The sequence below is a fragment of the Paenibacillus sp. N3.4 genome (assembly GCF_008017805.1).
GTDB lineage: Bacteria > Bacillota > Bacilli > Paenibacillales > NBRC-103111 > Paenibacillus_E.
Window position 1 is genome coordinate 1 of sequence record NZ_VRTT01000014.1, and the last position, 25899, is coordinate 25899.

General features: G+C 46.1%; 13 protein-coding genes. 2 read left to right on the forward strand and 11 right to left on the reverse strand.

Annotated elements, in window-relative coordinates; genetic code table 11:
* Positions 1-332 precede the first annotated feature (332 nt).
* The 8 genes from FU659_RS09345 to FU659_RS09380 all read right to left on the reverse strand — a co-directional run bounded on the left by FU659_RS09345 (position 333) and on the right by FU659_RS09380 (position 12182).
* Positions 333-2138, reverse strand: a complete 1806-nt coding sequence (locus tag FU659_RS09345; protein WP_147947328.1) for a cache domain-containing sensor histidine kinase — start codon at positions 2136-2138, stop codon at positions 333-335.
* Complete coding sequence (locus FU659_RS09350; RefSeq protein WP_147947329.1) at positions 2138-3151, reverse strand: response regulator transcription factor; 1014 nt, start codon at positions 3149-3151, stop codon at positions 2138-2140. The genes FU659_RS09345 and FU659_RS09350 overlap by 1 nt, the downstream gene beginning before the upstream one ends.
* Positions 3152-3235: 84 nt before the next feature.
* The gene (locus FU659_RS09355) at positions 3236-4804 is read right to left on the reverse strand and encodes an extracellular solute-binding protein (protein ID WP_147947330.1); all 1569 of its coding nucleotides are present in this window, start codon (positions 4802-4804) and stop codon (positions 3236-3238) included.
* A gap of 109 nt (positions 4805-4913) precedes the next feature.
* Positions 4914-5780, reverse strand: coding sequence for a carbohydrate ABC transporter permease (locus tag FU659_RS09360; RefSeq protein WP_147947331.1), 867 nt, complete (start codon positions 5778-5780; stop codon positions 4914-4916).
* A 20-nt stretch (positions 5781-5800) separates the two neighbouring features.
* Complete coding sequence (locus FU659_RS09365; protein WP_147947332.1) at positions 5801-6763, reverse strand: ABC transporter permease; 963 nt, start codon at positions 6761-6763, stop codon at positions 5801-5803.
* Positions 6764-7021: 258 nt separating this feature from the next.
* Positions 7022-8647 carry an extracellular solute-binding protein gene (locus tag FU659_RS09370; RefSeq protein ID WP_261807720.1) on the reverse strand — a complete coding sequence of 542 codons (1626 nt, stop codon included), beginning with the start codon at positions 8645-8647 and terminating at the stop codon, positions 7022-7024.
* A gap of 156 nt (positions 8648-8803) precedes the next feature.
* The gene (locus FU659_RS09375; RefSeq protein ID WP_147947334.1) at positions 8804-10405 is read right to left on the reverse strand and encodes a response regulator transcription factor; all 1602 of its coding nucleotides are present in this window, start codon (positions 10403-10405) and stop codon (positions 8804-8806) included.
* Positions 10380-12182 carry a sensor histidine kinase gene (locus FU659_RS09380; RefSeq protein ID WP_261807721.1) on the reverse strand — a complete coding sequence of 601 codons (1803 nt, stop codon included), beginning with the start codon at positions 12180-12182 and terminating at the stop codon, positions 10380-10382. Before FU659_RS09380 ends, FU659_RS09375 begins: the two co-directional genes overlap by 26 nt.
* A 258-nt stretch (positions 12183-12440) precedes the next feature.
* On the opposite strand from FU659_RS09380, the gene FU659_RS09385 reads away from it, so the two are divergent.
* Together FU659_RS09385 and FU659_RS09390 are read left to right on the forward strand one after the other, a co-directional pair.
* A complete protein-coding gene (locus FU659_RS09385; RefSeq protein ID WP_261807727.1) occupies positions 12441-13310 on the forward strand; it encodes an ABC transporter permease in 870 nt (289 codons plus the stop codon).
* 16 nt (positions 13311-13326) lie between these two features.
* On the forward strand, positions 13327-14199 hold the full coding sequence (locus FU659_RS09390) for a carbohydrate ABC transporter permease (RefSeq protein ID WP_147947336.1): 873 nt from the start codon (positions 13327-13329) through the stop codon (positions 14197-14199).
* A 112-nt stretch (positions 14200-14311) separates the two neighbouring features.
* Here FU659_RS09390 and FU659_RS09395 read toward each other — a convergent pair whose 3' ends face one another.
* The 3 genes from FU659_RS09395 to FU659_RS09405 all read right to left on the reverse strand — a co-directional run bounded on the left by FU659_RS09395 (position 14312) and on the right by FU659_RS09405 (position 25754).
* Positions 14312-14749: a MarR family winged helix-turn-helix transcriptional regulator gene (locus FU659_RS09395; protein WP_147947337.1), complete on the reverse strand. Its 438-nt coding sequence runs from the start codon at positions 14747-14749 to the stop codon at positions 14312-14314.
* A gap of 75 nt (positions 14750-14824) precedes the next feature.
* Entirely contained in the window at positions 14825-15862 is a 1038-nt protein-coding gene (locus FU659_RS09400; RefSeq protein ID WP_147947338.1) for an NADH:flavin oxidoreductase/NADH oxidase, read from the reverse strand.
* Positions 15863-16124: 262 nt separating this feature from the next.
* Entirely contained in the window at positions 16125-25754 is a 9630-nt protein-coding gene (locus tag FU659_RS09405; protein WP_187274027.1) for an S-layer homology domain-containing protein, read from the reverse strand.
* Positions 25755-25899 lie beyond the last annotated feature (145 nt).

The following is a 25899-nucleotide window of genomic DNA, read 5'->3' on the forward strand; positions in this document are numbered from 1 at the left end:
GGTTCGGGGTTCGGGGTTCGGGGTTCGGAGTTGGAGTTGGAGTTGGAGTGTGTATTCTGGTGCGGGTGCTTATACGTTGTAGGATGCGGGTGTCGGTGACAGTACGGGTTAAAACTGGAGTAATTGGCTACTTGAAAGTCTTGGAGATTGGAAGGCATGGATGCGCGGGTTTTAAGTTAGTTTAGGCTCAGGCTCAGGCTCAGGCTCAGGTTCAGGTTCAGGTTCAGGTTCGGGCTCAGGTTCGGGTTCGGATTTGAATTAGGGAGCTTGGCATAGCTGGATCAATGACAGGCAGCCAAGCCCCCCCACTTCAGGTAAGGGGGAGGGGACGTTTATGTGCCTATATCCGGGAAACGGATATAGATGCGCGTGCCTCGGCCGAGTTCGCTATCGATGCGCAGGCCGTAATTCTCACCGAACACGAGCTGAATACGACGGTGCACGTTCATCAGCCCGATGCCGCCGCTGTTGCCCATGCCCCTATGCGGCTTGGCTTCGGCCAATTGATTGGCGTCGAGCTGATTTTGCAGTTCGGCAAGGCGTTCCGGCGAGATGCCGACGCCGTTGTCCTCCAGGACAATGATCAGATCATCGTCCTGAATCGACGCATCGAGGCGAATGTAATGGTACTCTTCGATCCCATCAGAGAACCCATGCTGGAAGATGTTTTCGATGAGCGGCTGAAGGGTCAGCCGAGCCGTTTTCTTTAAGAAATATGCAGGTGGAATCCGCACATCCAGCTCGAACTCTCGTCCTACCCGATGTTTCATAATGGTCATGTAGTTCAGCACATGCTTGAGCTCATTAACAATCGCCGTCTCCTCAATATGTGTCTGCACGGAATAACGAAACATCGAGGCAATTGCGTCTACGATTTCGGTAATTTCCGATGACTGTTGAATCACGGCATACACAATAATATTTTCCAATGTATTATAGAGAAAATGTGGATTAATTTGCAGCTGCAGTGATTGCAGCTCCGCCTTTTGACGCTCCAGCTCGGCGTCTTTCTTGCTTAGTTCAGTTCGATACAGGGTGTCCATGAGTTCTGACAGACTCACGACCATCAAATTGTAGCGATGAATCAGCTCATCAAGCTCATTTCTCGTTTGCAGTTGCGGAATCTTGACCCAGTTTCCCTTTTCTGTCTGGCGCATGCCATTTTTCAAAATCTGTATCGGCTTCGTAATATTTCGGCCAAATCGATAGGAAAGCAGCAGGGCAATCAACAAGGTGACTCCCCCTACCCAGAAGGAAGAGTAACGAATGCTGGATAATGGCTTATTGATGTCCGCGGTCGGGATGGAAACCATCAGGTTCCAGCCTGTATACGCAGACTTCGAGCTAACGATCAATCGCTCATCTCCGAACGACGAATCCTTGAACGATCTCAGGGGATTCCCTTCCATTTTTGTTAACAGTTCCGCATTCACCGAGGTACCTATCCGCTTTTTGTCCGGATGATAAACGATGCGTCCATCATTATCCACGATAGCAAAAAAACCGTTAGGCCCCAGGTTGATCCCCTTCCACAAGGTTGAGAACTCATCTGCCTTAATCTCAATTGCGAGTATCCCCTTGAACTCGTTGAACACGGCGCCATGGATTTTGCGGGCCAACGTAATGAATTGATTGTTGCTCTCCGAGAACACGCTGTTGCTAATAATCGTTAAATTCCCTTGGGGATCTGCCTCTTGGTCCAGCTCTTCCAATGTAAAAGCAGGCACCGGATCCACGATGGGCCGCAAAGCCGGGTTCTCATAGTAGACCATGTGGTTATTATAATCGGTCAAATATACCGTCATGATCTCCGGCGATTTGATAAATAGCGGATTAATCACGTGATACATCAGGTTATCCGTAAACTTATAATACTCATAATCACCCGTCGGCGGGTCATCGAGAAATTTCTTCACATCGCCATTGGTAAAAAGGGACAAATGCGCCCGCTCGTAAATTTTCAAATATAAATCTGTATGGTTTACGGCATTAGACACGATTTCAGTCAGATGCTGTTCACTTTGCTCCCGGAGCTTATTTGATGAAATGTAATAGGAGAAAAAGCCGATCGAAATGACCGAGATCAGAACGACAGATGCAATATAGGCAAAAATGCTGCGGGCTAAGGATGGCTTCATTATTTGATTCCCATCGTATGCCGGTATTCGAGCGGTGAAAGTCCGGTCACTTTCTTGAACATTCTAGAAAAATGCGGGTAATTCTCATAGCCGACCTCGTAAGCGATATCGTTCGTCCGGTAGTGCGGCATTTCCAGCATCTTTTTCGCCAACTCGATTCGCTTCATAATTCTGTATTGCACGAATGTTTCCTTGTGCACTTTCTTGAACAGCAGGCTTAAATAAGGCGGAGTAATGCCGAGATATTCAGCAACATCCTCAAGCGATAGATCCTGCGTAATATGCTCATCCATATAGGACTTGGCCTTCTGCATTAAATCCTTCCCGCCCCGCTGCAGCGCCAGCTCGTCGATTATTTTCAAGATTTGCACTTGCATCTGCATGAAATATTGAAGCTTATCGGTCGTGTCGGCGAGCTCTTCGGTCCTAGGATGAAAGCTGCGGAGCGACAAGCGCTTTTTCAGCATCGGCAAGCAGTCCTTAAGCAGCTGTATGAAATCGGAATCCGACGTGGAAGCCGACATACAATATGATCTCAATTCCTCCAGATGAGCCTCCACATCGTCAATACGCAGCAACCACATCGCCTCCACAATTTTCTCGATCCAATCCTCATATTTAGATATGGAAAACACTGTATGGTTGCTCTGTAAAATGATTTTATTCAACAGATCGTTAATTTTTGCAGGCGTAAACGGTTTCAGTAAGTATTCCTTCACGCCATAGGACATGCAGGTTTGGGCATACTCAAAGTCTCCGTATCCGGAAATAATCACCTTTTGAATCAAGGGATATTTGTCATGAACTTGTTTGCACAGCTCGAGTCCACCCATTTTGGGCATGCGGATATCTGTAAATAACAGCTGCGGTGTCGATTCCTCGATCATTTGCAGGGCTTTAACACCGTTACTCGCCGTTCGTATGGATTCAAAGTTGTACGGATGCTGCTTCAGCATCAAAACCAGACCTCTAAGAATAAGCGGTTCGTCGTCTACAACCAGAATATGCTTCATCAAGCCGCCCTCCCTCTATGGCAAAAAACATTTATCCCCCACCCAGAGGATAAATGCTTTCCGCCAATATCACAAGCTGTTTTTTTAGTCACCCATCTTGACGCCTTCTTTTTTATTGTAGCGCTCAGTAGCTTCCTTAATGATCTCATTACCGCCTTTGGCTTTCCAATCCTCCAGCGCCTTCGGCCAATCGGAGATCGGCTCCTTGCCGTACACCATCTTCAACATATGATCCAGAATAACCGGAGGCATATCGGAGAACTTCAGACCTGCATCCGTAAACTTGCCGCTAGATGCAAGCTCCGGCGCGAAGGAGATACCATTGCGACCTTCCTTGGTTACGATCGAATCGAATTGTTGAATCAATCTTTTGCCGTCCTCCGTTGTGTTCAGCAGCGTTCTGTTCAGCGCAGTATCCTCAACCATTCTCAGCATAACGGAGCGGAACTGCTCCTCAAGCGTCGCTTCCGGTGTTGTAGGCTGCTTATAGACCACCTTGCCATCCTGCATCGTATACGTATCGCCTTCAATACCGAAGTTGAAAAATTTATCTCCCGCTTCTGTGACCATGTAGTTCATCATTTTCACGATCGCGATCGCCTTTTCTTTGCTAACTTTGCTATTGATATAAGACAATCCGCCGGTGTAGCTGTACTTCATCATACCGCCCTTGCCATCATCGCCGACCGGAGAAGGAATGATCATGACCACGGCTTTCGGATTAGCTGGCTTGGTCGTGTTGACCCAGTTCGTCATCAGGTTCGCATTATGGTTCCAAACGCCCGATTTACCCGCATTAATGTTATTCGTCCATTTGTTACCGTCTAGACTGGCAAAATCCTTCGCCATCAAGCCTTCATCGTACATTGTCTTATAAACCGTCAAAGCCTTTTGCATCGCTTCCACTTTGAAAAATTTAGGAACGACCTGATCGCCAATCTTCTCGAACATCGTGCTGTAAGGCATGACATCATAGGCTCCAAAAATGACATCGGAATACACAAAATCTTTGCGGAACGCGTAAGGCTCGGCGACTCCGTTTTTCTTCATCGCGCGCAGTACGTTCAGGAAATCATCCACCGTTTTCGGAACCGGCAACCCCGTTTGATCCAGCAAATCTTTGCGGATGAACGTTGCCCGGCGGCTCGGATGGGATAAATATTCCGGAATCGCATAAATTTTCCCGTTATACTTCACTTCGTCCCAAGCCTGCTGAGGAATCGCTTTCAATAAATCCTTGCCATACTCCTTGATCAGATCGTCGAGCGGCATAAACAGTCCGCCTTTAATTGCGCCACTCATATCCGGTCCTTCCGGGAACATCCCTTGAATCGTGTGCATCACATCTGGAAGATCCGTGCTGGCGAACATTAAAGCGGTCTTCGGTTTGAATTCCGCATGCGGAACAAGGCGCAGGTCAAGCTGCGTATTCGTTAACTCGCCTAGCTTCTTTACCCATTTGTCATTGTTGATATCCGTGCTTCCAAGCGCGTATTTGTTTAAGGAGTCGCTCATGGAAATTGAAATCTTCGCCGGCGCTTGCGGTTTCTGTGTCTCTGTCGTGGTTCCTGTCCTGGTTGAAGAATTGGAGCAACCAGCTATAACCAAGCATGCTAGCGTTGATACAAGACCTGTTTTCAGCCATGCTTTCATTGTATTATCCCCCTATATGGTATGTAGTTGTTTCGTGATCATCTTATCGTGAAAGATAAAGTCGGAACATTGTGTTTTTTAAGCTGAGTTGATCTTTATTATACAGCTTTTACGATTTAATCGAACCGATTAACATCCCTTTAATAAAATGCTTTTGCAGGAAAGGGTATACAAGCATGATGGGAATCGTCGCGATAACGATAACAGCCATCTTGAGTCCTTCTGGTGATAAATTGGCAATATCGCCTGCCGTATTGGCTAAATCCGACGAATCAGTGACAACGAATTCCCTAAGCTTAACCTGAAGCGGAAACAGCCCACGTTTATTAATAAAATAAAGCGCATTGGAATAATTGTTCCACAACGCAACGGAATAAATAATGCTCATCGTCGCCATAGCAGGCTTTGACAGCGGCAAAATAATGCTCCATATCGTTCGAGCCTCTCCTGCTCCATCAATACGTGCTGATTCAATCAGTTCATTGGGAATAGACAGAAAGAAGGAACGCATTACGAACAAATTAAAAGCACTAATCGCGCCGGGCAGCATCAAAGCCCACAAGCTGTCGAGCAGTCCAAGTGAACGGACAAGCAAATAGTTAGGTATTAAAGGAGCGTGAAAAATCATTGTAATTAAAACCAACAGTAAAATGTACTTGCGCTCCCTATACTCGTGTCTGGATAAAGGATAAGCCAGACTTGCTGTCATGAATAGACTGATCAATGTACCGAAGAAAGTAACGATTACACTGACGCCAAAAGCTCTCCATATAGCTGCCTGCTTGAGCACCATCGTGTAGTTATCAACAGTAAATTGCACGGGCCATAGCACGACCTTCCCTGTACTAAGTGCTACAGGACCACTAAAAGATTGGGAAACAATATTAATAATTGGCAAAACCAAAATTAAACTGATTAACACCAACCCTATTGGGTTAAGCAGGCTCAACCGGCTTGGTTTATTCAATGATGACATGGTGGTCCAGCTCCTTCCTCTTAGTATAAACCTTCACCGGTTGTTTTTTTGCTGAACAGATTAGCCGTTACGATTAGAATGAGTCCGATAACCGACTTGAACAGACCGATTGCTGTCGTGTAGCTATATTCCCTTTGAATGAGGCCGACCCGATAAATGTACGTATCTAAAATATCGCCGTGGGCATTATTTAACGGGTTTAAGAAGACGAAAACCCTCTCAAAGCCTAAATCCAGAAAATTGCCGATTTGCAGCAGAAACAGAATCGTTATTGTAGGCAATATGCTAGGAATCGTTATTGAGAATGTCTGTCTCCATCGGCTGGCACCGTCGATTTGTGCGGCTTCATACAAATCGGGATTGATCCCGCTCATCGCCGCCAAATATATAATCGTGCTCCAGCCAGCATCGCGCCAAACGCTAGAACTGACGATAATCGTCCGCACGTAAGAATCCTCGCCCATGAAGTAAATCGGCTCATGCCCAAACAGCGTTACGATGTAATTGACAACACCGCTTGTCGGATTCAGAATTTCTATGACAATCCCACCGACCACGACCCAAGACAGAAAGTGCGGTAAGTAAACGGCCGTTTGCACAAAACGCTTAAACACTTGATTGCGCAGCTCGTTCATCATCAATGCCAATAGGATCGGAATCGGGAACGCGAAGAACAGGGTGTAGAAACCGATGGCCATCGTATTTTTAAAGATGCGCCAGAAGTCTGCGTACTCTACCATGCGTCGGAAATTCGCCAGACCGATCCATTCACTTTTCCATATTCCGGTAAAAATACTGTAGTCCTGAAACGCCATTACCGAGCCAGTCAGCGGGATATATTTGAAAATCAAGAAGTAAACAATGCCCGGAATCGACAATAAGTACAGCACCTTAAACCTAGTGTAGTACGAAAATAACCCTGGTTTTTTCGACGTTTGTCCTTGATTCTTTTTCAGTCCAGGCTTGACCTCTGTATAGTTCATCTTTCATCACCCTATCATCGTTGTTATGATTGAAGTGTACCTTAGGAGGCGGGAAAGAGGGATACCGTGAATTAAGGACACTTATCTTTTTTTAATATGGAAGAACAGTATTCTGCGCCGACTTACAATCTTTCTGGTCCGAAAACCCTTGAGATATCTTCCCAAAGTAGATAAATTCATATGAGGTTTCAAACAAAAAAATGATGGGGCAAGGTCTATCCTTGCTCCATCATTTTTCTACCGTTTTTGGTGTTTCATTTATTTTTGGGATACAGACTTGTACCACTCGTTAACTTCCTTTGTAATTTGCTCTCCGCCGTTAGCCTTCCAACTGGCAACAAATTGGTCAAAATCATTGATCGGCAGTTTGCCATAGATGATTTTGTTGAAGGTTTCCAGCTCAGACTGGCGCAAAAGGTTCCATTTGGAAATCATCGTTGGCGTCGCCGCACCGGTGAAATAGTTTTGCTTGCGGATGTCCATTTGGGACATGACGACCTTCGCAGCATACCAGTTCTCAGGCTTGCGGAAATCCGCAATCTGCTTCTCGTAAGGAGTTTCCGGCGCTTTACCGTCCGCAAGTTTTACCAGCGTCTTCATATACAAATCTGGAATCCGCGCTGGTCCGGTTATGAAGGTGAAATCATTGCTGAAGTCCTTGATTTTGTCTTTATCACTGGTCGGTTTTCCGTCCACAATGTCCCAGTCGTAGCCTTTTGCAAAGCCGTTTTCGAATTTGCTTCCAGTGGGTGGGTTGGCCAAGTTATCAAGCATATAGTTGTAGTATAGGAAAATGGCTTCGGGATGCTTGGCATCTTTATTAATCATAAAGCTGCTGTTCACGCCAGTATTTTGCCATTTCGTACCCGCCAGCCCATCTGGGCCTGCTGGAACCGGATAAGCTTTAAACTTTGCACCTTTGACGTTTTTCAGCAAATCGGGACCTGGCCAGTCCGGTATCCAGTTGGCTCCAGGCAAAACGCCCGCATTCCCTTTTGTCCAAAACTCCGCCGTTTTATTCTCGTCCCATAAAGCAGAGTCGGGATGAATATAACCTTTGTTCATCCATTCTTGCAGCTTGGCGAGCGCTTGCTTAGCTCCTGGATTGATTGAGCCATATTCCAGATTGCCATTAGAATCTTTGTTCCATTGCTCCTCAATCGTTCCGTATGCCCCGAAAAGCCAATCGAGTCCGCCCAACCATGTGTTCGTTTTATCTTTCAAGGTCATCGAGAGTGGATAGACATCTTTCGGTGAAAGCCCATCTGGGTTCTGGTTCTTGAACTTGTCCATCACGTTCTCTAATTCAGCGATCGTCTTGGGAGCCTTAAGATTCAGCTTTTCCATCCAATCTTCCCGGAGCCATAGCAGCGTATCGTCATTGTCGGTATATTCAAGAATGGGCAGATTGTATTTCTTGCCATTCCTGGTGAAAGGGTACCACAATTCCGGATGTTGGATGGCATGGTCTTTCCAAGTTTTGTTGGCATACTTATCAAACAGCGTATCAATGGCAAGAAACTGGCCGGAATCGATCAGTTGATTCGTTAATACAGGATCGGTTGGTACGTATACGAAATCAGGCAGTTTCTCTCCGGAAGCAATAGCAAGCTGTAGCTTCTGCTTATATTGATCCCCGCCGGCAGGATACCAGGTATCTTTGTGCTTGATACCGAGCTGATCCAGCATCCAACGGTCGTGGACATTGTTTTCTTTGGTATCACCTTTCACGTACTTCTTTGGCGTATTGAACATGACGACCGTACTAATCTCAATCGGCGGATCATATTTGCCGTTGGTAAATCCGGCATCGGATGCAGCCGTATCTTTCGAACCGGAAGCGGCCGACTTCTCACCGGAGGTTCCATTACAAGCCGTGATCACGATGAGTGAAGCAGCTGCGAGCAGCAGCCATGATTTTTGAAATGACTCATGATTGATTCCCCTACTGTGTTAAATCCTTACATGTGTTACTTTACCAACTGGTGGGGGATGGCATCTATATGAATTTATTAGTTTTCATAGGACTCTGTTAGGCTATTAATTGTCGTCCCTATATTCTTGCGGTGTTACCCCAAACTGACGTTTAAACACTTTAATAAAATAAGCTGAATCCAAATATCCGATTTCCATACTGATTTCGTAAACCTTTTTCTCGGAAGTTTTTAGTATATGGCAAGCACGTTCCATGCGGAGACGGAACACGTAGTCGCTTATTCCTTCGCCAGTTTCAATCTTATAAATTTTGGATAAATGGGTCGGATGCAAGTTCACATGGTCTGCAAGTGCACGTAGGGAAACGTCGCTATGCAAGTTTTTCTCCGCATACTCTTGGATTTTTTTGACATACAGAGAACGTATATCTTTGATTTCATTTGAAGTTCCTTCTTTCAACTTGCCAAGCACGCCCAGAGACCACTTGCGAAGCTTGCTGATCGAAGAGAATGCCTCTCCGCTTTGCAAAGGTTCCATATCCGGATCTATTAACTTAGCTAACGTATGGCCGTTCCGATGTGCAAGATGAGTAAAAGAAGAAGCGATTAGAAATCCTGCCTCCATGCAGTGCTCCCATGACTCGGACCATTTGTCATCCAGCTCCGCGCACACGGTCAACAGTTTATCTTCCGCTGCGTCCCAACGCCCAGCTTCAAGCAGGCTAATTAAAGAAGGGGGCATGTAGAGCGCGTTCAGGGGTCCCTGTGAACGTTCCAAATCTCCGACCCGCATAACGAATTCCCGTTCATCCCCGACAATTTGCCTGAAATAGGCCGAAGCTTGCTGATAGCGGCTCTGCAGCTGATCCGGAAACTGAAACAACTCCGTTATTACGATCGACAAGGACCCTTTCAGGAATTGTTTCACTTTATACTGAAGCTGGATAGCCAGCTTTTCCAAAAAGGTTTCTTTTCCTATATCAGCAACATGGTCCTTGAACTGAAGCAAAAAAACAAGATATCCATGCTCCTCCTTAACGCCCCATACTTCTGTATACTCACCGATAATCTCTTCGGCCATATTGATAATCGCGTATTCCATCAATTGCTGATCGTTACTGTTGTATTGGCCAAAATCTTCCTCCATTCGGACAAGCAGCAGAGCACAGTCCCCATCATGGAAAGGCAATCCGTAGTTATCAAGTTTGCGGCTCCATGCTTCAGCCGACATCCGATAGCCCCGCAATGCATCAAGGAGCAGTTGACCGCGCAATAGCGGCAGATTCTCCCGAAGCGTATATTGCGTACGCTCATGTGAGCTAATGTTCTCCCATTCCATGTTCAATTGATCGATTGCTGCTTTAACTGCACCGAATAATTCGTTGTCCGTCGGGGGCTTAAGAAGGTAATCCACCGTCTGATGCTGGAGCGCCTTTTTGGCATATTCAAAGTCAGAATGACCGGATAGTATAATGCATTTAATTCTTTTATCGTGTATGCGGATTCGCTCGATCAGCTCCATCCCCGTCATTTCGGGCATAACAATATCTGATAACACGATATCGATAGGATGAGTTTCGATAATTTGCAGCGCCTCATGTGCGGAATACGCTTTATGGACATGTTCAATGCCGAGTGTGTGCCAAGGTTTGTGCATGGATAGGTTGTCTACCCAATGAGCTTCATCGTCTACTATGATCATCTGCATGCGGTATGCCTCCTTGTTGGATAGATGCTTTGCTCTGTACTTCTTCATGTCCTATTTCCCAAATAATCTCTGTCCGAAATCCTCCTAAGGGCGATTTCGTGAAATTCAAATAAGATTGATCGCCGAATTGGTGCATCACCCGCTGATTGGTATTCCAAAGGCCGCAGCCCATTTCTTCTTGCAAAGGCTCCCGCATTTTACGATTTAATGCTTTTAGCAAATCAGGTTCCATGCCTGGACCGTCGTCATCGATATAAACCCTGCAGAAACCGTTTGATATTTCACCGCTAATCCGAATTTCACCCGATGTATATGACTTTCCTACTCCATGAATGACAGCATTTTCTACGATCGGCTGCAGCATCAAGCGCGGTATAAGCTGGGTCAGCATATTCTCCGAAATATGGATGTTGTAATGAATTCTGCCATTTCGCAATTTCTGGATATCCAGGTAGTTGACAAGGAGTTGAATTTCCTCGTTCAAGGAAGCCGTTTGCCGCTCCATTCGAGTTGTGTAACGGTAATAGGCACTTAGATTATAAGCCATCGATACGACCGCTTCCTCGTCCTTCATCTGGGCCATATTAATAATATAGCCGAGACAATTGTAGAGGAAATGCGGATTAATTTGGGCCTGTAATTGCTTCAAAGTGGCTTCCCGCGCTCGAATTTTTTCATTGAGTACATTTTCAATCAGGTCTTGAATTTGTCGCGACATATCATTAAATCGATAAAACAGAAACGAAAACTCATTTTGATCGTTGGCGTTGATCCGTACCGAATAATCGCCTCGCTGCACGCTTTGCAAACCCCTAATCAGCTTTTTGATTGGGCGCTGCACGGTTCGGTAAAGCAATATGGAGGCAGATATACCGACGACAAACAGCAAAACCATCGATAAATAAAATAAATTACGGCTAAACGATATCGGTCCCAATATGTGATCAAGTGGCACAATATCAACCAAATGCCAATCCAAAAGAGGGGACTTCACAGCACTGACTAAATAGTCTTTATCCTCCAATTTGACTACCCTTTGCATCGTGTCTTCGAGTGACTGCTCGTCCAAATAACGAATTAACTGACTAAACAGGGGATTGGATGCGCTGCGGTTCAAAATCGGTGTATTCCCCTTATGGTATAAAAAAGGATCACCTTGCCCTCCGGCTTTATAGGTGTCCAGCATGTTTTGAATGTTCTCATCACTAAAGCTGGCTTCAATCACCAAATTACTCCCTGTAAGATGACCCTGCTGGCCGTAAGAATCGGTATAGAACCAATAGAAAGCCTTTGGTTGATTGGGAGACATCGGTTCACCGTCACCGTACGTCCATTTTCCGGTCAAATTTCTTTTCAGATACTCCTCATTGTAGGCTAATGTATTGTTGTAATTTGAAATGGCCTCTTTGTTCTGTTGCGAATACACCGCGTATCTGACTGGCCATATATTCGTAACACTGGACTGAAGCACCATCTTTTCCTGGACCGCAAATCGGGTCTGCATCCGGTCATAGCGATCTTCCCATATGTTTAATCCATTAAATTTCTGAACATTCGGATCTTTCGAAAAGGTGAACGTAAAATCCATCATTTGATTAATTCGGGAATCAATTTGGCTGGAAAGAAAGGATAATTGCTTCGTGTTGGATAGTTGAAGCTCTTTGCTTACAACATCGAATGCCACGCCGTTTGAATACGAATATACGATGATGATCGGTATGAACAAAACTAAGATCAAGCTGTTTATTTTGGCAAACAGACTAAATCGGATACCCACCCTTTTTTTACAAATGCCATGCTTTTACTTAACTCCATCATCGATCCCTCCAGGTTCCCTAACAAAACCATATCAATCCTAACAATGTCATATAGTCCGGTTGCCGAACTTCCTGTTACTATTTATAGCAAGGTTTCTTATTTTAAACAAATCAAAATTATGGAACGGGAGATAACTATGGATGCGAATACCGTAAAGCATGCGACCTTCGAGACCCCTCAACATGTAAAAAGAAAAAGCCGCTATAAGCAACCATGGATGCTGCATATCATGGTGCTGCCGGCTGCCATTTTGGTGTTTATCTTTTCTTATATTCCAATGACGGGTGTCCTGATGGCCTTTCAAGATTATAAAACCTCTTTGGGAATTACCGGCTCCCCCTGGGTGGGCCTGAAACATTTTCGCTACATGTTTGAAAATGAATATTTTATGCAGATTACTTGGAATACCCTGTTCTTTGCTTGTTCCAAGATCGTGATGAACCTAGTCATTCCGTTTACTTTCGCTCTGTTGCTGAATGAGGTAAGGAACATGGGATTCAAAAGATCCATTCAAACGCTCGTCTATCTGCCGCACTTTCTTTCCTGGGTCACACTTTCAGGCATTCTAATCGATATGCTTGCCCAGACCGGTCTCATTAACCTATTCCTTACAAATGTGCTCGGTACGAAGGCGATTTTCTTTCTAGGCGATGGCAGTTGGTTCCGATTTACCATTATTTTCAGCGATGTCTGGAAAGAATTCGGATTTAATATGATTATCTTCCTTGCAGCGCTTGCCGGTATTAATCCAGCGCTTTACGAAGCAGCCGAAGTTGATGGGGCGAACCGCCTAAAGCAAACGATACATATCACCGTACCTTCACTCATGCCAATCGTTATCGTTGTTGCCACATTGGCACTCGGCAACGTACTGAACGCCAACTTCGATCAGGTATTTAACTTGTACAGTCCAATGATCTATCAACAGGGAGATATTATTGACACGTTCGTGTATCGGCAGGGTCTTCTCAGCGGACAATTCAGCTTTGCTACGGCGGTCGGATTATTCAAATCGATGATCAGCTTAATCTTAATCGTAATATCCTATCGTCTCGCTTATAAATTCGCCGGATACCGGATCTTCTAAAAGGGAGTGACCACTCATGTACCACAAAACGCTGCCTTATCGTGTATTTGCCCTATTCAACTACATGCTGCTGGCTGCTGTATCCATTCTCTGCATGCTGCCATTACTGCACTTGCTGATGGTATCCTTAAGCTCATCCGCTCCCGCCAACGCTGGGTTGGTTACGTTTTGGCCGATCGGTTTTACCTTTGAAGCCTACGCAAAAACGTTTAACAACGACAATTTCATTGCATCCTTGTGGATATCCGTTGAGCGGACTGTCATCGGTACGGTGCTTGCCATGTTCGTTAACACGATCGCCGCTTACGCCCTCTCCAAAGATGCCCGAGTTTTCCGTGCACGCAATATTTATCTTTGGTATTTTGTCATTACCATGCTATTCAGCGGAGGTCTGATTCCAAGCTATATTCTTATCCTACGACTTGGTCTAATGAATTCCATGCTTGCGCTTATTCTACCTGGATTGGTTGTGGTCTTTAACATCATTCTGCTTCTGAACTTCTTTCGTGCCATCCCAAAAGATCTCGAAGAAGCGGCTTTTATCGACGGAGCCGGCCATTTCCGAACTTTCTTCATGATTTACTTGCCCATGGCCATGCCGGCCATTGCGACTGTTTCCTTGTTTATTATGGTAGGACATTGGAACTCCTATTTTGACGGTTTGATCTATATGAAAGATTCTCAAAAACTCCCGCTCGCCAGTTTCATGCAAACGATTATCGTTCAAGCCGATATGTCGAAGTTAGATCCACAGGCAGTTGCCAATCTATCGCAACGAACCATCCGTGCATCACAGATTTTTATCGGCGCCCTTCCTATCCTCGTCGTCTATCCCTTCCTTCAGCGCTTCTTTGTCAAAGGGATTGTAATTGGCGCCGTAAAGGAATGACATACTAATAAAGAATTCTTTCTCGCATTCTTCGACTATCCAATTCCTAATGTAGCAAAAAGCTCCCAATGCCTAAATGACAAGGCGTTGGGGCTTTTTGTTTTTTTGCATGTTAGGGCATTTGTTTATGATGGAACATCTTTTCCAAAACGGTTTCAAGCTTTTTTTCAGACACTGCTTTCGAAAGCTCAGCCTGAAAAGTGACATAAGCTTGGTCGACCTTTTGCTGCCCGATTACAGTCAGTGACGTATAAATGCTCCGGCGATCTTCATCGCAGCTATATCTTTTCAAAGATTGGCAGCCCTTTGCTTCGAATCGGCTGACAAGTCTCGACATAGCGCTCTGGCTCAATCCAACCATCGATTCCAACTGCTGCAATCGCAACTTTTTATCGGGGGCTTCGGACAAAAACAAAAGCATATAAAATTCATTTAAAGAAATTTGATGTTTCGCTTGTAAGGCTTGTTCTAATTCACCGGCGATATGCATGTGAATATGGGTTAATGACAACCAGTTGGTCACAAGGTTATTTGAACCACCGAATTCCATAAAATTTCCCTTTCCTTTAAGTACTCCCCATTATTATATCATTTTTTTCATGGATTCGTTTTGATTTTGACATGGTTATCTGTTGTTTTTGGGAAACGCATATTCATACTGTTTTGGAATCGTCGTCTCTTTACCAAGCTCAGATGCGGCACTCAAAGTCCAGTAAGGGTTTTTGAGCATGCCACGGCCAACGGCAACGAGGTCGGCATCTTCGTTTCCAATAACGGCATTCGCTAGGACTGGTTCATCGAGTCTTCCTACGGCTATAACCGGAATGTCTAGGGACTTCTTGATTTGTCTGGCCAACGGTACTTGGTATGCAACATGTGTTCCGGGCTTCCCTGCTGCTGCGATTGGCCCTTCACCGCCCGCACTTACGTGGAAAATATCCACTCCTGCCTCTTTATAAACCTTGCTAAACGCCAAGCTTTCGTTGATTCCATAGCCGTTGTCTACATACTCCTGTGCAGAGATACGCATAATAAGCGGCATATCTGCCGGCATTTCACTTTTTACTGCACGGATAACTTCCACACCAAATTTGGTCAAATCATTGCCATATTCATCTGTTCTGTGATTGGTTAGCGGAGAATGGAACTGGTGGATCAAATAGCCGTGTGCACCGTGAAGCTCAATCACATCAACACCCGCTATAACTGCGCGTCGCACAGCCAGACGGAATTTCTCCACCATGTTCTTCACTTCTTGCGTCGTAAGTTCACGGGGGGTTGGCGAACTGGCATTAAACGGAATTGGCGAAGGAGCTACAGGAACAGCGACGTCTTCCGCCTTGCGTCCAGCATGAGCAATTTGAATCCCGACCTTCGCTCCATGTGAGTGGCTGGCCTCTACAATGCGTGCGAGAGCCGGAATTTGATCATCAGACCAAAGTCCCAAATCATAATCGGTAATTCGCCCATCGGGGTCCACGTCGGTCATCTCAATAATAATTAAACCTGCGCCTCCAACAGCCCGGCTGAGATAATGGTTGTAATGCCAGTCATTGGCAATACCGTCTTTATTGCTTACCGAGTATTGGCACATAGGGGGCATCACGACCCGATTCTTCAGTTGAAGTCCTTTAAGTTGATAGGGGGTAAATAAATCTATCATGTTCATTCTCCTTTTGTTCATTGTATAAGTTGCTGTTACTCTAACATGATTCATTTAGATGCATGCTCATGCATGTATTATAAGCCTATGGTATCATCTAGTCAACTCGAATGAACGCTATGCATTGGATTGGGCTTGACAGCTCTCATTGGAACCATTTTTAAGAGCTAATTTCTAGGAACAAAGAAAAGAGTTATTCCACAAGCAGCCTGTTCGCTACCTGCAGAATAACCCTAATTTCGCTCTCCAAATGATTTAAACGTTACTTGCTCTTTTGGGCCAGCATGTTCAGCAGCACCGTTACAGCCTCTGCTCTCGTTGTTGCGGCCGTTGGAGCGAATTCGTTGGCGCCTTTACCTTCGATAATTTTTTGTTTTTTCATCGCAGCTACAGCACCTTTTGACCAGGCCGGAACATCTTTGTCGTCCGCGAAGCCGGTTACAGTGTCTGCTTCGACAGCCAGACCCCATGCATTAGCAAGCATCACGGCCATCTCCGCGCGTGTAATTTCTGCCTCTGGACGGAAGCTCCCGTCCTCATACCCCTTAATAATACCGGCTTGGAACGCTTGCGCGACTGCTTTCTGCGCCCAGTTACCAATTTTTGCTGTATCTGTGAAGGTCAGTACCGCTCCTTCTCCTTGCGGCTTTAGTGTGTTCATAAGCATCACAGCAAATTCCTCACGTGTCACCGTATGATTCGGTTTAAATGTGCCATCTGGATAACCATTGACGATTCCGCTGTTTACCGCTTTCTTGATGCTCACTTCTGCCCAATGTCCTGTGATATCGCTCAAGTTAACAGTCGGTTTAGTATCTGTAGCGGGCTCTATTGGCTTTTCCGCCGCTAGGTCTTTGGCGAATACCGCATATTTCGTAAAGTGATTGACCTCAACGGTGATGTGGTCCCCGTTTACTTTACTGCCGCCTACTTCCACCCATACCTTCTTCGCTTCGTCAAAATAAAATACAGCCGGCTTTTGGTTGTTCTTCAAGCTTGCCGGATCGAAAACAAAGTCCAGCGATACGGGTTTACTAAAGTTTTCAGAGAAGTTTTTCAAAATCTCATAGATCAGGCTGGCTAGGACGTCTTTATCCGTTAGAAGCCTTTGAGTATCCAGCACTTTTTCAACCGTTAATTTCAGTTCTTTGTCTGTAGCATCGGCAGGTATCGAAATCTTGACCAAATCACCCAAACTAACCTCGCCGGTTTTGCCTATAGGCACCGTTAAATTACCATCTGAGGACGTAACAGTGTTACTCGTGGATGTTCCGCTGCTACTGCCAGGCGTTGAAGGCGTTTCAGCATTTGCGCGGTTCACTGTAACGATATAGGTCTTCGCTGTGCTATTCTGTGCTGTCACTACGATGGTAATTATATTGTTGCCTACATTTAAATTGATTGCACTGCTAGCTTGACCGCTTACTACAGGATTTCCGTTTACGGTCATCGTGGCCTTACTGTTAAATGCATTTCCCGTTACGGTAAGGCTTGTTACACCATTAACCACACTGGATGTGTAAACTGTTGTCTCGGATCCGAACGTAGGACTTAGGTCACCGCTCGACAGCGTCATACTGCTCAAGTCTGCGTTGCCGCTTATCTCTGGTGCGCGGTTCACTGTAACAAAGTACGGATTCACCGTCGTACCATCCTGCGCCGTTACTTTAATCTCAATCAGGTTAGATCCGACAATCAAGTTTGAAGCACTATAGGAATACACATTGCCTGTCACCGTGTTATAAACCGCACCTGTCACCGTAATCGTTACGTTTGAGTCAGCTTTAATTAAGAAAAGCTTGATGCTTGAATCCGAGTTAGGCAGATCCACCATATAATTCGGATTTGATGGCGAAAACGCTGGTGATAACGTACCTCGATCGACTGCCAAACTGGATAGCTGCGCATTGTTGCTGGGTCTTGTGACAAGGATCGTATAAGTTTTCGTCGAGTTATCCTCCGCCGTTACGACGATCGTAATCGCATTTGCCCCTACGCTAAGCGGAATTGCTGGGCTCGGCTGACCACTTGTAACGGTTGTACCATTCACTTTCACGCTTGCCCTTGCATCTGCAGTCGTCGGTGTGACTGTCAGACTCACAAGATTGTTCGCTACGCTCTGTGTGTAGCTTGTTGCTGCTGCAGCAAACGTCTCATTCAACGCACCCGATGACAAGCTAATGCCGCTCAAATCCGCGTTCGAACTTGGCTTAATTGTTTCCTTCGTTACGGTAACCGTCAATACACCCGAAACGTTACCCGCCCCATCTTTAGCCACAATCACAATATCATTGGTGCCAACTGATAGTTTGGTGAAGTCAATCGGCAGCGTCGCTTTATTATTTTCAGCTGTTACGCTCAATCCTGACTGCAGGACGTTCGCGCCTCCCACTTTCGCCGTTACCGCTGCTCCCGTTTCTGCATTCACGATGATATTGAAGTTGGCGTTCTGAACGGTTCCTGCTTTGTTTGCCGTACCATCCTCCGTTGGGGTCGTTGGAGCGGATGTCGTTACGGTAACCGTCGATGTGGCCACAAATCCACCGTCCACAGTTATCGCATTGATCATCGCGGTTCCCATTCCAACTGCAGTGACTACACCGTTTTCGTCAACAGTGGCAACGCTCTCGTCGGAGGAGTTCCAATTAACAGCTTTATTATATGCGCCTGCTGGCAATACGGTTGCCGTAAGCTGTTGAGTTGAGTTTTTGACAATGCTAAATGTCGCTTTAGATACCGTTATACTTGTTACGCGCACGGCATTCGCAGGAATAGTTGAAATCGTATACCGCTGAACCGTTTTACCGTCTTCGGCAAGTACAGTAAGGACATTGTTATTTAATACATTTGTAGAAATTTCCCTTGCGCTGTTAAACGTCGCAGCGTCTTTCACCGTTGCCGACACGGTTGCGTTTGCGACCACTTTCCAGACAGCTTTGCTGTTTTTGAGAAGTGTCGCTTTCAACGCCTCCTTTGTCGCCCCTTCCGGCACATTTAATATCGTGAAGTTCGGCGCTTTACCGCTGACGATGATGCCAGGAATATAGCCGGGACCACTTGTCGAAGCTGTCACATAGGCATTATTGCTTAGTGTTCCTGCGGCGTTATTCACATATCCATTCAAAATAACAAAGTTTTGCGACTCGGATGGCGAATTTGTTAGGGTTCCGCCGGTTCTGACGTGCATATTACCGAGATCCGCAGGTACGTCAATATTATCGATTGCGGTTTCACCAACACCTGTCTTGGTTCTAATAACGATTCCCTCGCCCCAAGTGGTGTTCTTAGGCGACGAAAGTGCATCGGTAACCACGAACTCATAGGCTGTTTCTGGCAATAATCCTGTCAGCTTCATGGTGCTGCCAGCCGTTCCCGGCACCGCTGCTGCTGTGGGCATAACACCCTGCATCAAGCTTTTAACGCCTCCGACTCCTATCAAATAATTCTGTGGCAGCGAATTGGCATTACTGCTGTTTTCAACGGCCATTACATGCATGTAAAGCTCGGGTGATGAAACAATATTGTCATACGATGTTTGGCCATTCCCCGTTATAATTGACTGCCCTTTATGATCCCAGGCGTCTGTTGCTGGGTTGTCGCTATTGGTGTTGATAATGTACTTGTACGTTGTGTTCGGCAATAAACCTGTCAACTTGGTTGTGCCCCCAAGCGTTCCCGGAACCGCACTGGACTGCGGTATCGTATTAGCAGGCTTCACTTTTACGAGATCTGCCGTCACATAGATATTTTTCTCAGAAGAAGCATCTTTGCTGTCTGTGGCGGAAAACCTGATATGCAGGTATTGACCTGTCGTTACCGGCACATTGTCCCTCGTCATTTCGCTGGCACCCGTTGTGAATAGTAAGGCGGCATCCCAGTTGTCGAGTTCTTGCGCGCTCGTGTTGACGATATACTCATAAGCCGTTCCCGAAAGCAAGCCGGTCAGTTTGGTTGTCAAATGGTTGGAACCAGGCTGAAGCGTTACAGTTGGGGCTGATGCATCAACGGTTTTGTTTATTTGGCTTACGTCTATAAGTATATACATGGAACTCGATGCAGATATCGTTGCCGTTTCCGCTGCTCGAATATATAGATAGCTGCCTTGGGCCACAAACAGATTATCTTTTTCTGTTTCCTTTGCGCCAGTTGTAAATTGTACGGAAGCTGTGTTCCACGTCGACGCCGAAGGAGCGCCTATTGCGGTTCTAATGACATACTGATAGGTTGTTTCGGCCAATAATCCGGTTAATTTTGTCGTATTGTACTTTTTACCGGGCACAGCTATCGCTGTTGGCGTTGCTGCAGTCGGTTTTAACGTGATTGTGAATTTATTTAACGTGATGCCGTCCTCTGCCAGTACGATTAATAGATTGCCATTTGCCACGTTTTTAGTTGTTTCTACTGCATCTGCAAATGTAACAGCCGTTACAGTGCTTCCTATAGCGCTTGTCACTACTTTCAACCTTGCGGCCGGATCCATGATAAGCCCATTCTTAAACGCATCAACACTCATGGAAGCCGCCAATCCCGTGATCGTTTTCGAGGCGTTATCAACCGTCAAACCCCAAAGATAGCCTGCCTCCGAGCTTCCTTTTGCGTTGACTGTTGCGTTGCTGCTAGCGAGCTCATCCGCCTCTTTTTTCAATATTGTCAGATTAAATACTACCGTATCTGTTACAGTTCCGCTTGTAAGGGTGGCCGTTAACGTAACTTTCGCATCTCCCGCTACGTGCAGCGGTCTTTTCACAACTCCGGTTGCCGTTAAGTTTGTATTGCTGTCGACCTTCCAACTGATTGTCGAGCCGTAGATCGAAGTTGTAGGCAGAATGAGATTGCCCACGATACTATCCGGCGCTGTGTTTTGACCCTTGATCTTGTCGAACGTAAGGACCGACTTATCCGCGCTCACCACGCTGGCCTCATCCATTTTGGCATAATTGACAATATATCTTTCAACGCCGGTTCTTGTTGGATTAATGATAAGAAGATGATCGCCATCCCGAATTTGTTCGCCGGATTTTCGGATATAGCTCTTTTTACTGTCTCTCAAATTATCATCATCCGGAGGCCAATATGTGGCGAGTGCGTCTTCAAATGCCGCCACAGACTCCGTCTTAGGCGCTACATTTGAAGGAATGACAAACACCGTTGAACCGACCGGTTTAATATCGACATACCCCAATAAGCCGTACACAAATGAGGTGTTCCTTAGGGTTGCGGTTCTGCTGTAAATCACATTGTCAAATACAGAGACACTTGTATCGATGGGCGTTACGGTGATGCCCGTATCTTGCTTGACTGTGAGCGTTGCCGTGTTTGAGTACGTAATTTGTGGGCTCCCGGAATCCGAGTCGGTTACCTTTGATCTATATTTGTACCCATCCATATCTGCCGTGATCGGGCCTGTTGTATAAGCCACTGTATTTATGCCAGTGCCGCTCGTAACATTACTCCATGTCACGCCATTGTCCTTAGACACTTGCCACTGGTAGCTGTATGGCCTTGTGCCACCGGACATCGTTACCGTATATGTCGCAGTGAAGCCTTCCCTTTTGGCTGCATTTTGAGGCTGCTTCGCAACTGTTAGCGGTCCGCCGCTGACTGCCGCTCCGACATTAATGGCCCAATACTTGTTGGTATTGGTTGTGCCCGTGCCTGAGCCTGCTCTGGCGCCGTACATAGCTACACGCACCAATCTAGCCGAAATGTTGGGTGGGAATATAAATGTTTCATAGTCAGAGGCCGAATCGCCGTCTGATCCTGGCATAACCTCTTTGCCCATTATATGCCCGTTGCCAAGGTTATCCTGCTGCCAATTGCTTGCCGTCACCTTCGTCCAGTTATAACCGTCGTTTGAAATCAATAAATCAAAGTAATATGACCTTCTGACTTGCGTGTCTCTGGAATACCCAAGGGATACGCTATCTATAAACACAGGTTTGTCGCCAAGATAGAACTGAACCCAAGGCGTGCCTGACGACGACCATGAGGTCGTTGTGGATCCGTCAAGCAGGTTATTGACCGATGAGCCGCCTGTGCTTGAAGTGATATAAACGGACTTGTTGATAATGCCGTAATTAACCGTATAAATGCTATCCTTTTTACCCGGTTTGCTCACGGTAAGTAAAACGGCATTACTGCCGCTGGCAGAGGTTGTCACCGTCGTACCGGGCTCCGCCGTGTACGTAATGACAGGCAGCACCGTATAATCCAACGCGACAGGCACCGTGTAAACAAGCACATCTTTGTTGAAGCTTGCGAGAGGTGCGCCATCTACGAAGATTCCCGTCAACGTGGCGAATTGGGAAGCAAAATCGCCGGACTGGTCCGTATAGGCAGGAATAGCGCTTCTATTCGTATTATCAACTGCCTGTTGCCCCATCCTGTCCTTCAGCTGTTGCATATACAAGCTTCCAGGTGTCATTTTACTTCCGTTGCTATACTCATAGGCGCGGAAATTCGGAACATTACCTGGATCCACCGCATCCATAACAAACGGTAATCTGACGCCCGACTGGCCAAACAGGTAATTGGCAGCAAGCTGATTCTGGCTGATCATATAGAAACCGGTATTGTTATAAAGCGTATAGTTCGCCCCCGACCAGCCGTGCGCCGTTCCGTTGTTCCATCTGTCTTGCAGGTAAATTCGACCGTTGACATTGTCGTACAACCCGCCAGTCGACCACCTTAAGTGAGGCTCGTTCGCATCAAATTGATAATCGGTCCTGTCGTTATAAAATACATTCGGCCCAACGACATTACCCATCACAATAAATCCATGACGCGTATATCGCGAATAGTTACGTTGATTGAGCACTAAGGTGCCGCCTGCGTTTGAAAAATTGTACCTGCGTTCCCCACCCGTGCCGCTGACAGGCTCGAGGCAGTTGACATCCTGAATCGTAACCTTGCTGACACCGCTCGCAATAGCCACGGCACTGTCGATGTGGTACGTGGTTATGGTTCTTGCCCATGCATTTTGCGCATTGCCGAAACGAACCGCCAGCTCGGCATGAAGCTCATCGTTATAGGATAAATAGTCTACACCAAATGCGGTATTGATGGCTGTCGTCGATGCATCGAACCTTGAGATCATCTGCATATTCTCAATACCGACATTGTTAATTCTGCCTGTCGGGTTATACTTTGTAACAGTTGAAACGCCATACTTCATGTCCAGCACATCCGCCAACGGCTCCAGAAGTGTAATCTCATTCGTAGCGGGATTAATGGACTTGATCGTGCGTTCTTCATCCGTGGTTGCATACGAACTGTCTACAACTCCGTTGACCGCCCATTGATTGGCCGACGGTATGCCTGGCGCATCTGTAATGACGTCCATTCTAAGATCCTGCGCCCATGCTGCGTTAACAGCTTTGCGAACATTAACCGTGTCTCCAACGCTAAGCCCGCTGATACTCTCAAGTCTTATCGTATGTCCGCCTGCTGGTACATACTGATCGACAACTTTGATTGCGCTGCCGCTAGTGGACGTTCCTGCGCCGACAAAGTTGAATATGGCTGTATTTTTGTCGTACGAGCTGGCAATCCATGTGGCAACAACCTTCGTGACGTTAGGCTGCGGTGCCTCAGAGTGGGTGTAATCCTTCCAGTTGGTAGGGCTAAGAGGCGTATTATGAGTCTCGATGCCTTCATGATCATCACCTTCGCCCTTAATGACAATACCGCTGCTGGAAATCTTAATCGAGCTGCTCACTCTGTAAGTGCCTGCCTTTAACAATATCGCGCCTCTAAATCCCGTATTATCGGGGTCGATGCGTCCAAGCATGTTGATTGCATTTTGAATGCGATCAGTATCATCAGAGCTGCTGTCTGCCGAAGGCTCAAGAATTATTTTTACAGGTACATTCGGAATATCAACGCCGCCGCCCTTATACCCGGCATTGGAGTAATCCATCACGGTATTGCCCCGATAATCCGGCACATAGATCAGCTTGCCGCCACTCAATGATAATGCAGGATACGGCTTGGTATAGCTGTAATTTGTAATGTCATCATCTACAGCCGTGAAATAGATCTTATCAAATACCGTTTTGCTTCCCGCAATTGTAAATTCAAAGACATAAGTACCGAGCGCGGAAGCTGTTACATTAGGCGTGATTACCTTTGTTGCGCCGCTTGCCATATTCTGGCTTGCGAGCGTATAAACGATTGCTCCATTGGGATCCTTCAGCACGCCGGAAACCGCAATGTTTTCTGTGGCTGTAATATCGATCTTAGGAACCGTTGTATCTTTCCTTACAATAGCCGGCCGCCCGACTGTAAGGCTCAATCCTGCATAATCGGGTATGATTCTTGCCAAATCCCCTGTAGGGTAGACTGGCTGTGTAGGCACAGTATTGCTGATTTCCTTTTGGAAAACAAAGAAATTATAAATTTCAATCCAGTTGCTTGCCAACTCGCCCGTCACCATCACATAGCGAGCATTAATTGGAGATGTAAGATTGCTCATAAATACCTTGTTTCCGTTTGCATCCGGCAGTTGCGTCACATCTTGCGCATAGGCAAGGCTCCAGCCCGATGGTTTGCTGTAACCGGACGCAATACCGTTCGAGCCAGCAACGGTCGCGTTTGACAGCGAAGACCATTTAGCAGGGTCGTTGGTATATTCAACGCGATATGTCGAATCTTTGAGCCTCGTCGTTAAATCGCCCACATTCGTGCCCCATGCCACGCTAAACTGGTCGATTTTCTTCACCTGGCCTAAGTCCAGGGCAAGCCAGAACGTATTTTTGCCTGCATTAATATTGGCTGTTGTGCTTTGAGAGCCGTCAACTTGATATCCGCTGCCTGCGTTGCCTGTGGAAGCGCCATTAAAGGCGTTCATAGGATCATTACCGCTTCGGAAGGAGCTGACTTTCACGTTGCTTGCATTCGGATTCAACGCCAAGTTTTCCAACGTATAATGGATCACTTGAACGGTGTATTCTTTTTTTGTACTCCCCACAATCACTACAAACTTATCGCCTGCAACAAGCTCTGCTACTTCCTTTTTGGGAATGCCGTTTGCATCCATTACCCTTAGGACAGTGCCAGTGCCGTAAGAGGCTTGCGCATCAAGCTGCTCAAGGCTTGTTTTTTCGATCACCTGTATAGAAGGCGTACTCTCGTCGACACTCACAATGTTCGGATGGCTGGAACTGAGCGATAAGGTTAGATCATCCCCTGACGGGATGGCGCTTATGCGGGTTGAAATCGTGTTCCAAGGGGCAGTAGCCAGGTATGTTGAGAGATTGGCAGAAGGGACAAAGAATATCGCGCTTGGGGCTAAGTTACTTAATAACTGAGTTATTGTGCCGGATGTCAAGCTAGGGGGAGTTGCGCCAAGCGTAATCGAAGTAAGACCTGAGCAGCCTGTGAAGGTGTTTGTACTTGCTACTGTCACCACCTTAGGGATGACGAGAGTCGTCATACTGCTCATATTTTGGAATGCATTGGCACTAATCGTCGTTGCATTTTGAAACGTAGCGGATTTTAGCTGGGAATTTGTAGTGGTGAAAAAGTTTTTCACAACAATGTTATCCCCAGGTGCGGATGATGAGCTTTGTACGGTAGAGGTACCAATCAATTGGAAATCTATAAGGCCTGTTAGTTGCGTAATTATTCCAGTTGTATCATTACCACCGTCACTTAATTTACCAACGCCGACTACGCCGGCTTTTACAATTAATACTTTAATATCCGCATAAGCTTTGCCTAAAGGGTTAATAGCGGTATCAATTTGAGTCTTTAACCCACCAGCGGGAAATGAACCATTCAGCGTCAACGTCCCTGTCGCAGCTTCAAACGTATCGGGGCTGCCGGCTGCCTGAACCTTGGTGCCCATAGTCATTTGAAACGAGTTCAACGCTATTAGGATTACTATTATCATGCTCAGAAGTCTATGTGCTTTTTTATACATGTGCTCGTGCTCACTCCTCATGTACTTATTTGGGATTGATTTCTGTCGTCGCACCTCTTTCAACTTGTGTTTCCATAGTAAATAACATCCGTATTCCCCATTAAATCACCTCCAA

Coding starts and splice junctions, on each gene's coding strand:
- FU659_RS09345 (WP_147947328.1), bottom strand. CDS start 2,138: ATGAAGCCATCCTTAGCCCGCAGCATTTTTGCCTATATTGCATCTGTC.
- FU659_RS09405 (WP_187274027.1), bottom strand. CDS start 25,754: ATGATAATAGTAATCCTAATAGCGTTGAACTCGTTTCAAATGACTATG.
- FU659_RS09390 (WP_147947336.1), top strand. CDS start 13,327: ATGTACCACAAAACGCTGCCTTATCGTGTATTTGCCCTATTCAACTAC.
- FU659_RS09395 (WP_147947337.1), bottom strand. CDS start 14,749: ATGGAATTCGGTGGTTCAAATAACCTTGTGACCAACTGGTTGTCATTA.
- FU659_RS09385 (WP_261807727.1), top strand. CDS start 12,441: ATGCTGCATATCATGGTGCTGCCGGCTGCCATTTTGGTGTTTATCTTT.
- FU659_RS09365 (WP_147947332.1), bottom strand. CDS start 6,763: ATGAACTATACAGAGGTCAAGCCTGGACTGAAAAAGAATCAAGGACAA.
- FU659_RS09355 (WP_147947330.1), bottom strand. CDS start 4,804: ATGAAAGCATGGCTGAAAACAGGTCTTGTATCAACGCTAGCATGCTTG.
- FU659_RS09350 (WP_147947329.1), bottom strand. CDS start 3,151: ATGAAGCATATTCTGGTTGTAGACGACGAACCGCTTATTCTTAGAGGT.
- FU659_RS09360 (WP_147947331.1), bottom strand. CDS start 5,780: ATGTCATCATTGAATAAACCAAGCCGGTTGAGCCTGCTTAACCCAATA.
- FU659_RS09400 (WP_147947338.1), bottom strand. CDS start 15,862: ATGATAGATTTATTTACCCCCTATCAACTTAAAGGACTTCAACTGAAG.
- FU659_RS09375 (WP_147947334.1), bottom strand. CDS start 10,405: ATGCAGATGATCATAGTAGACGATGAAGCTCATTGGGTAGACAACCTA.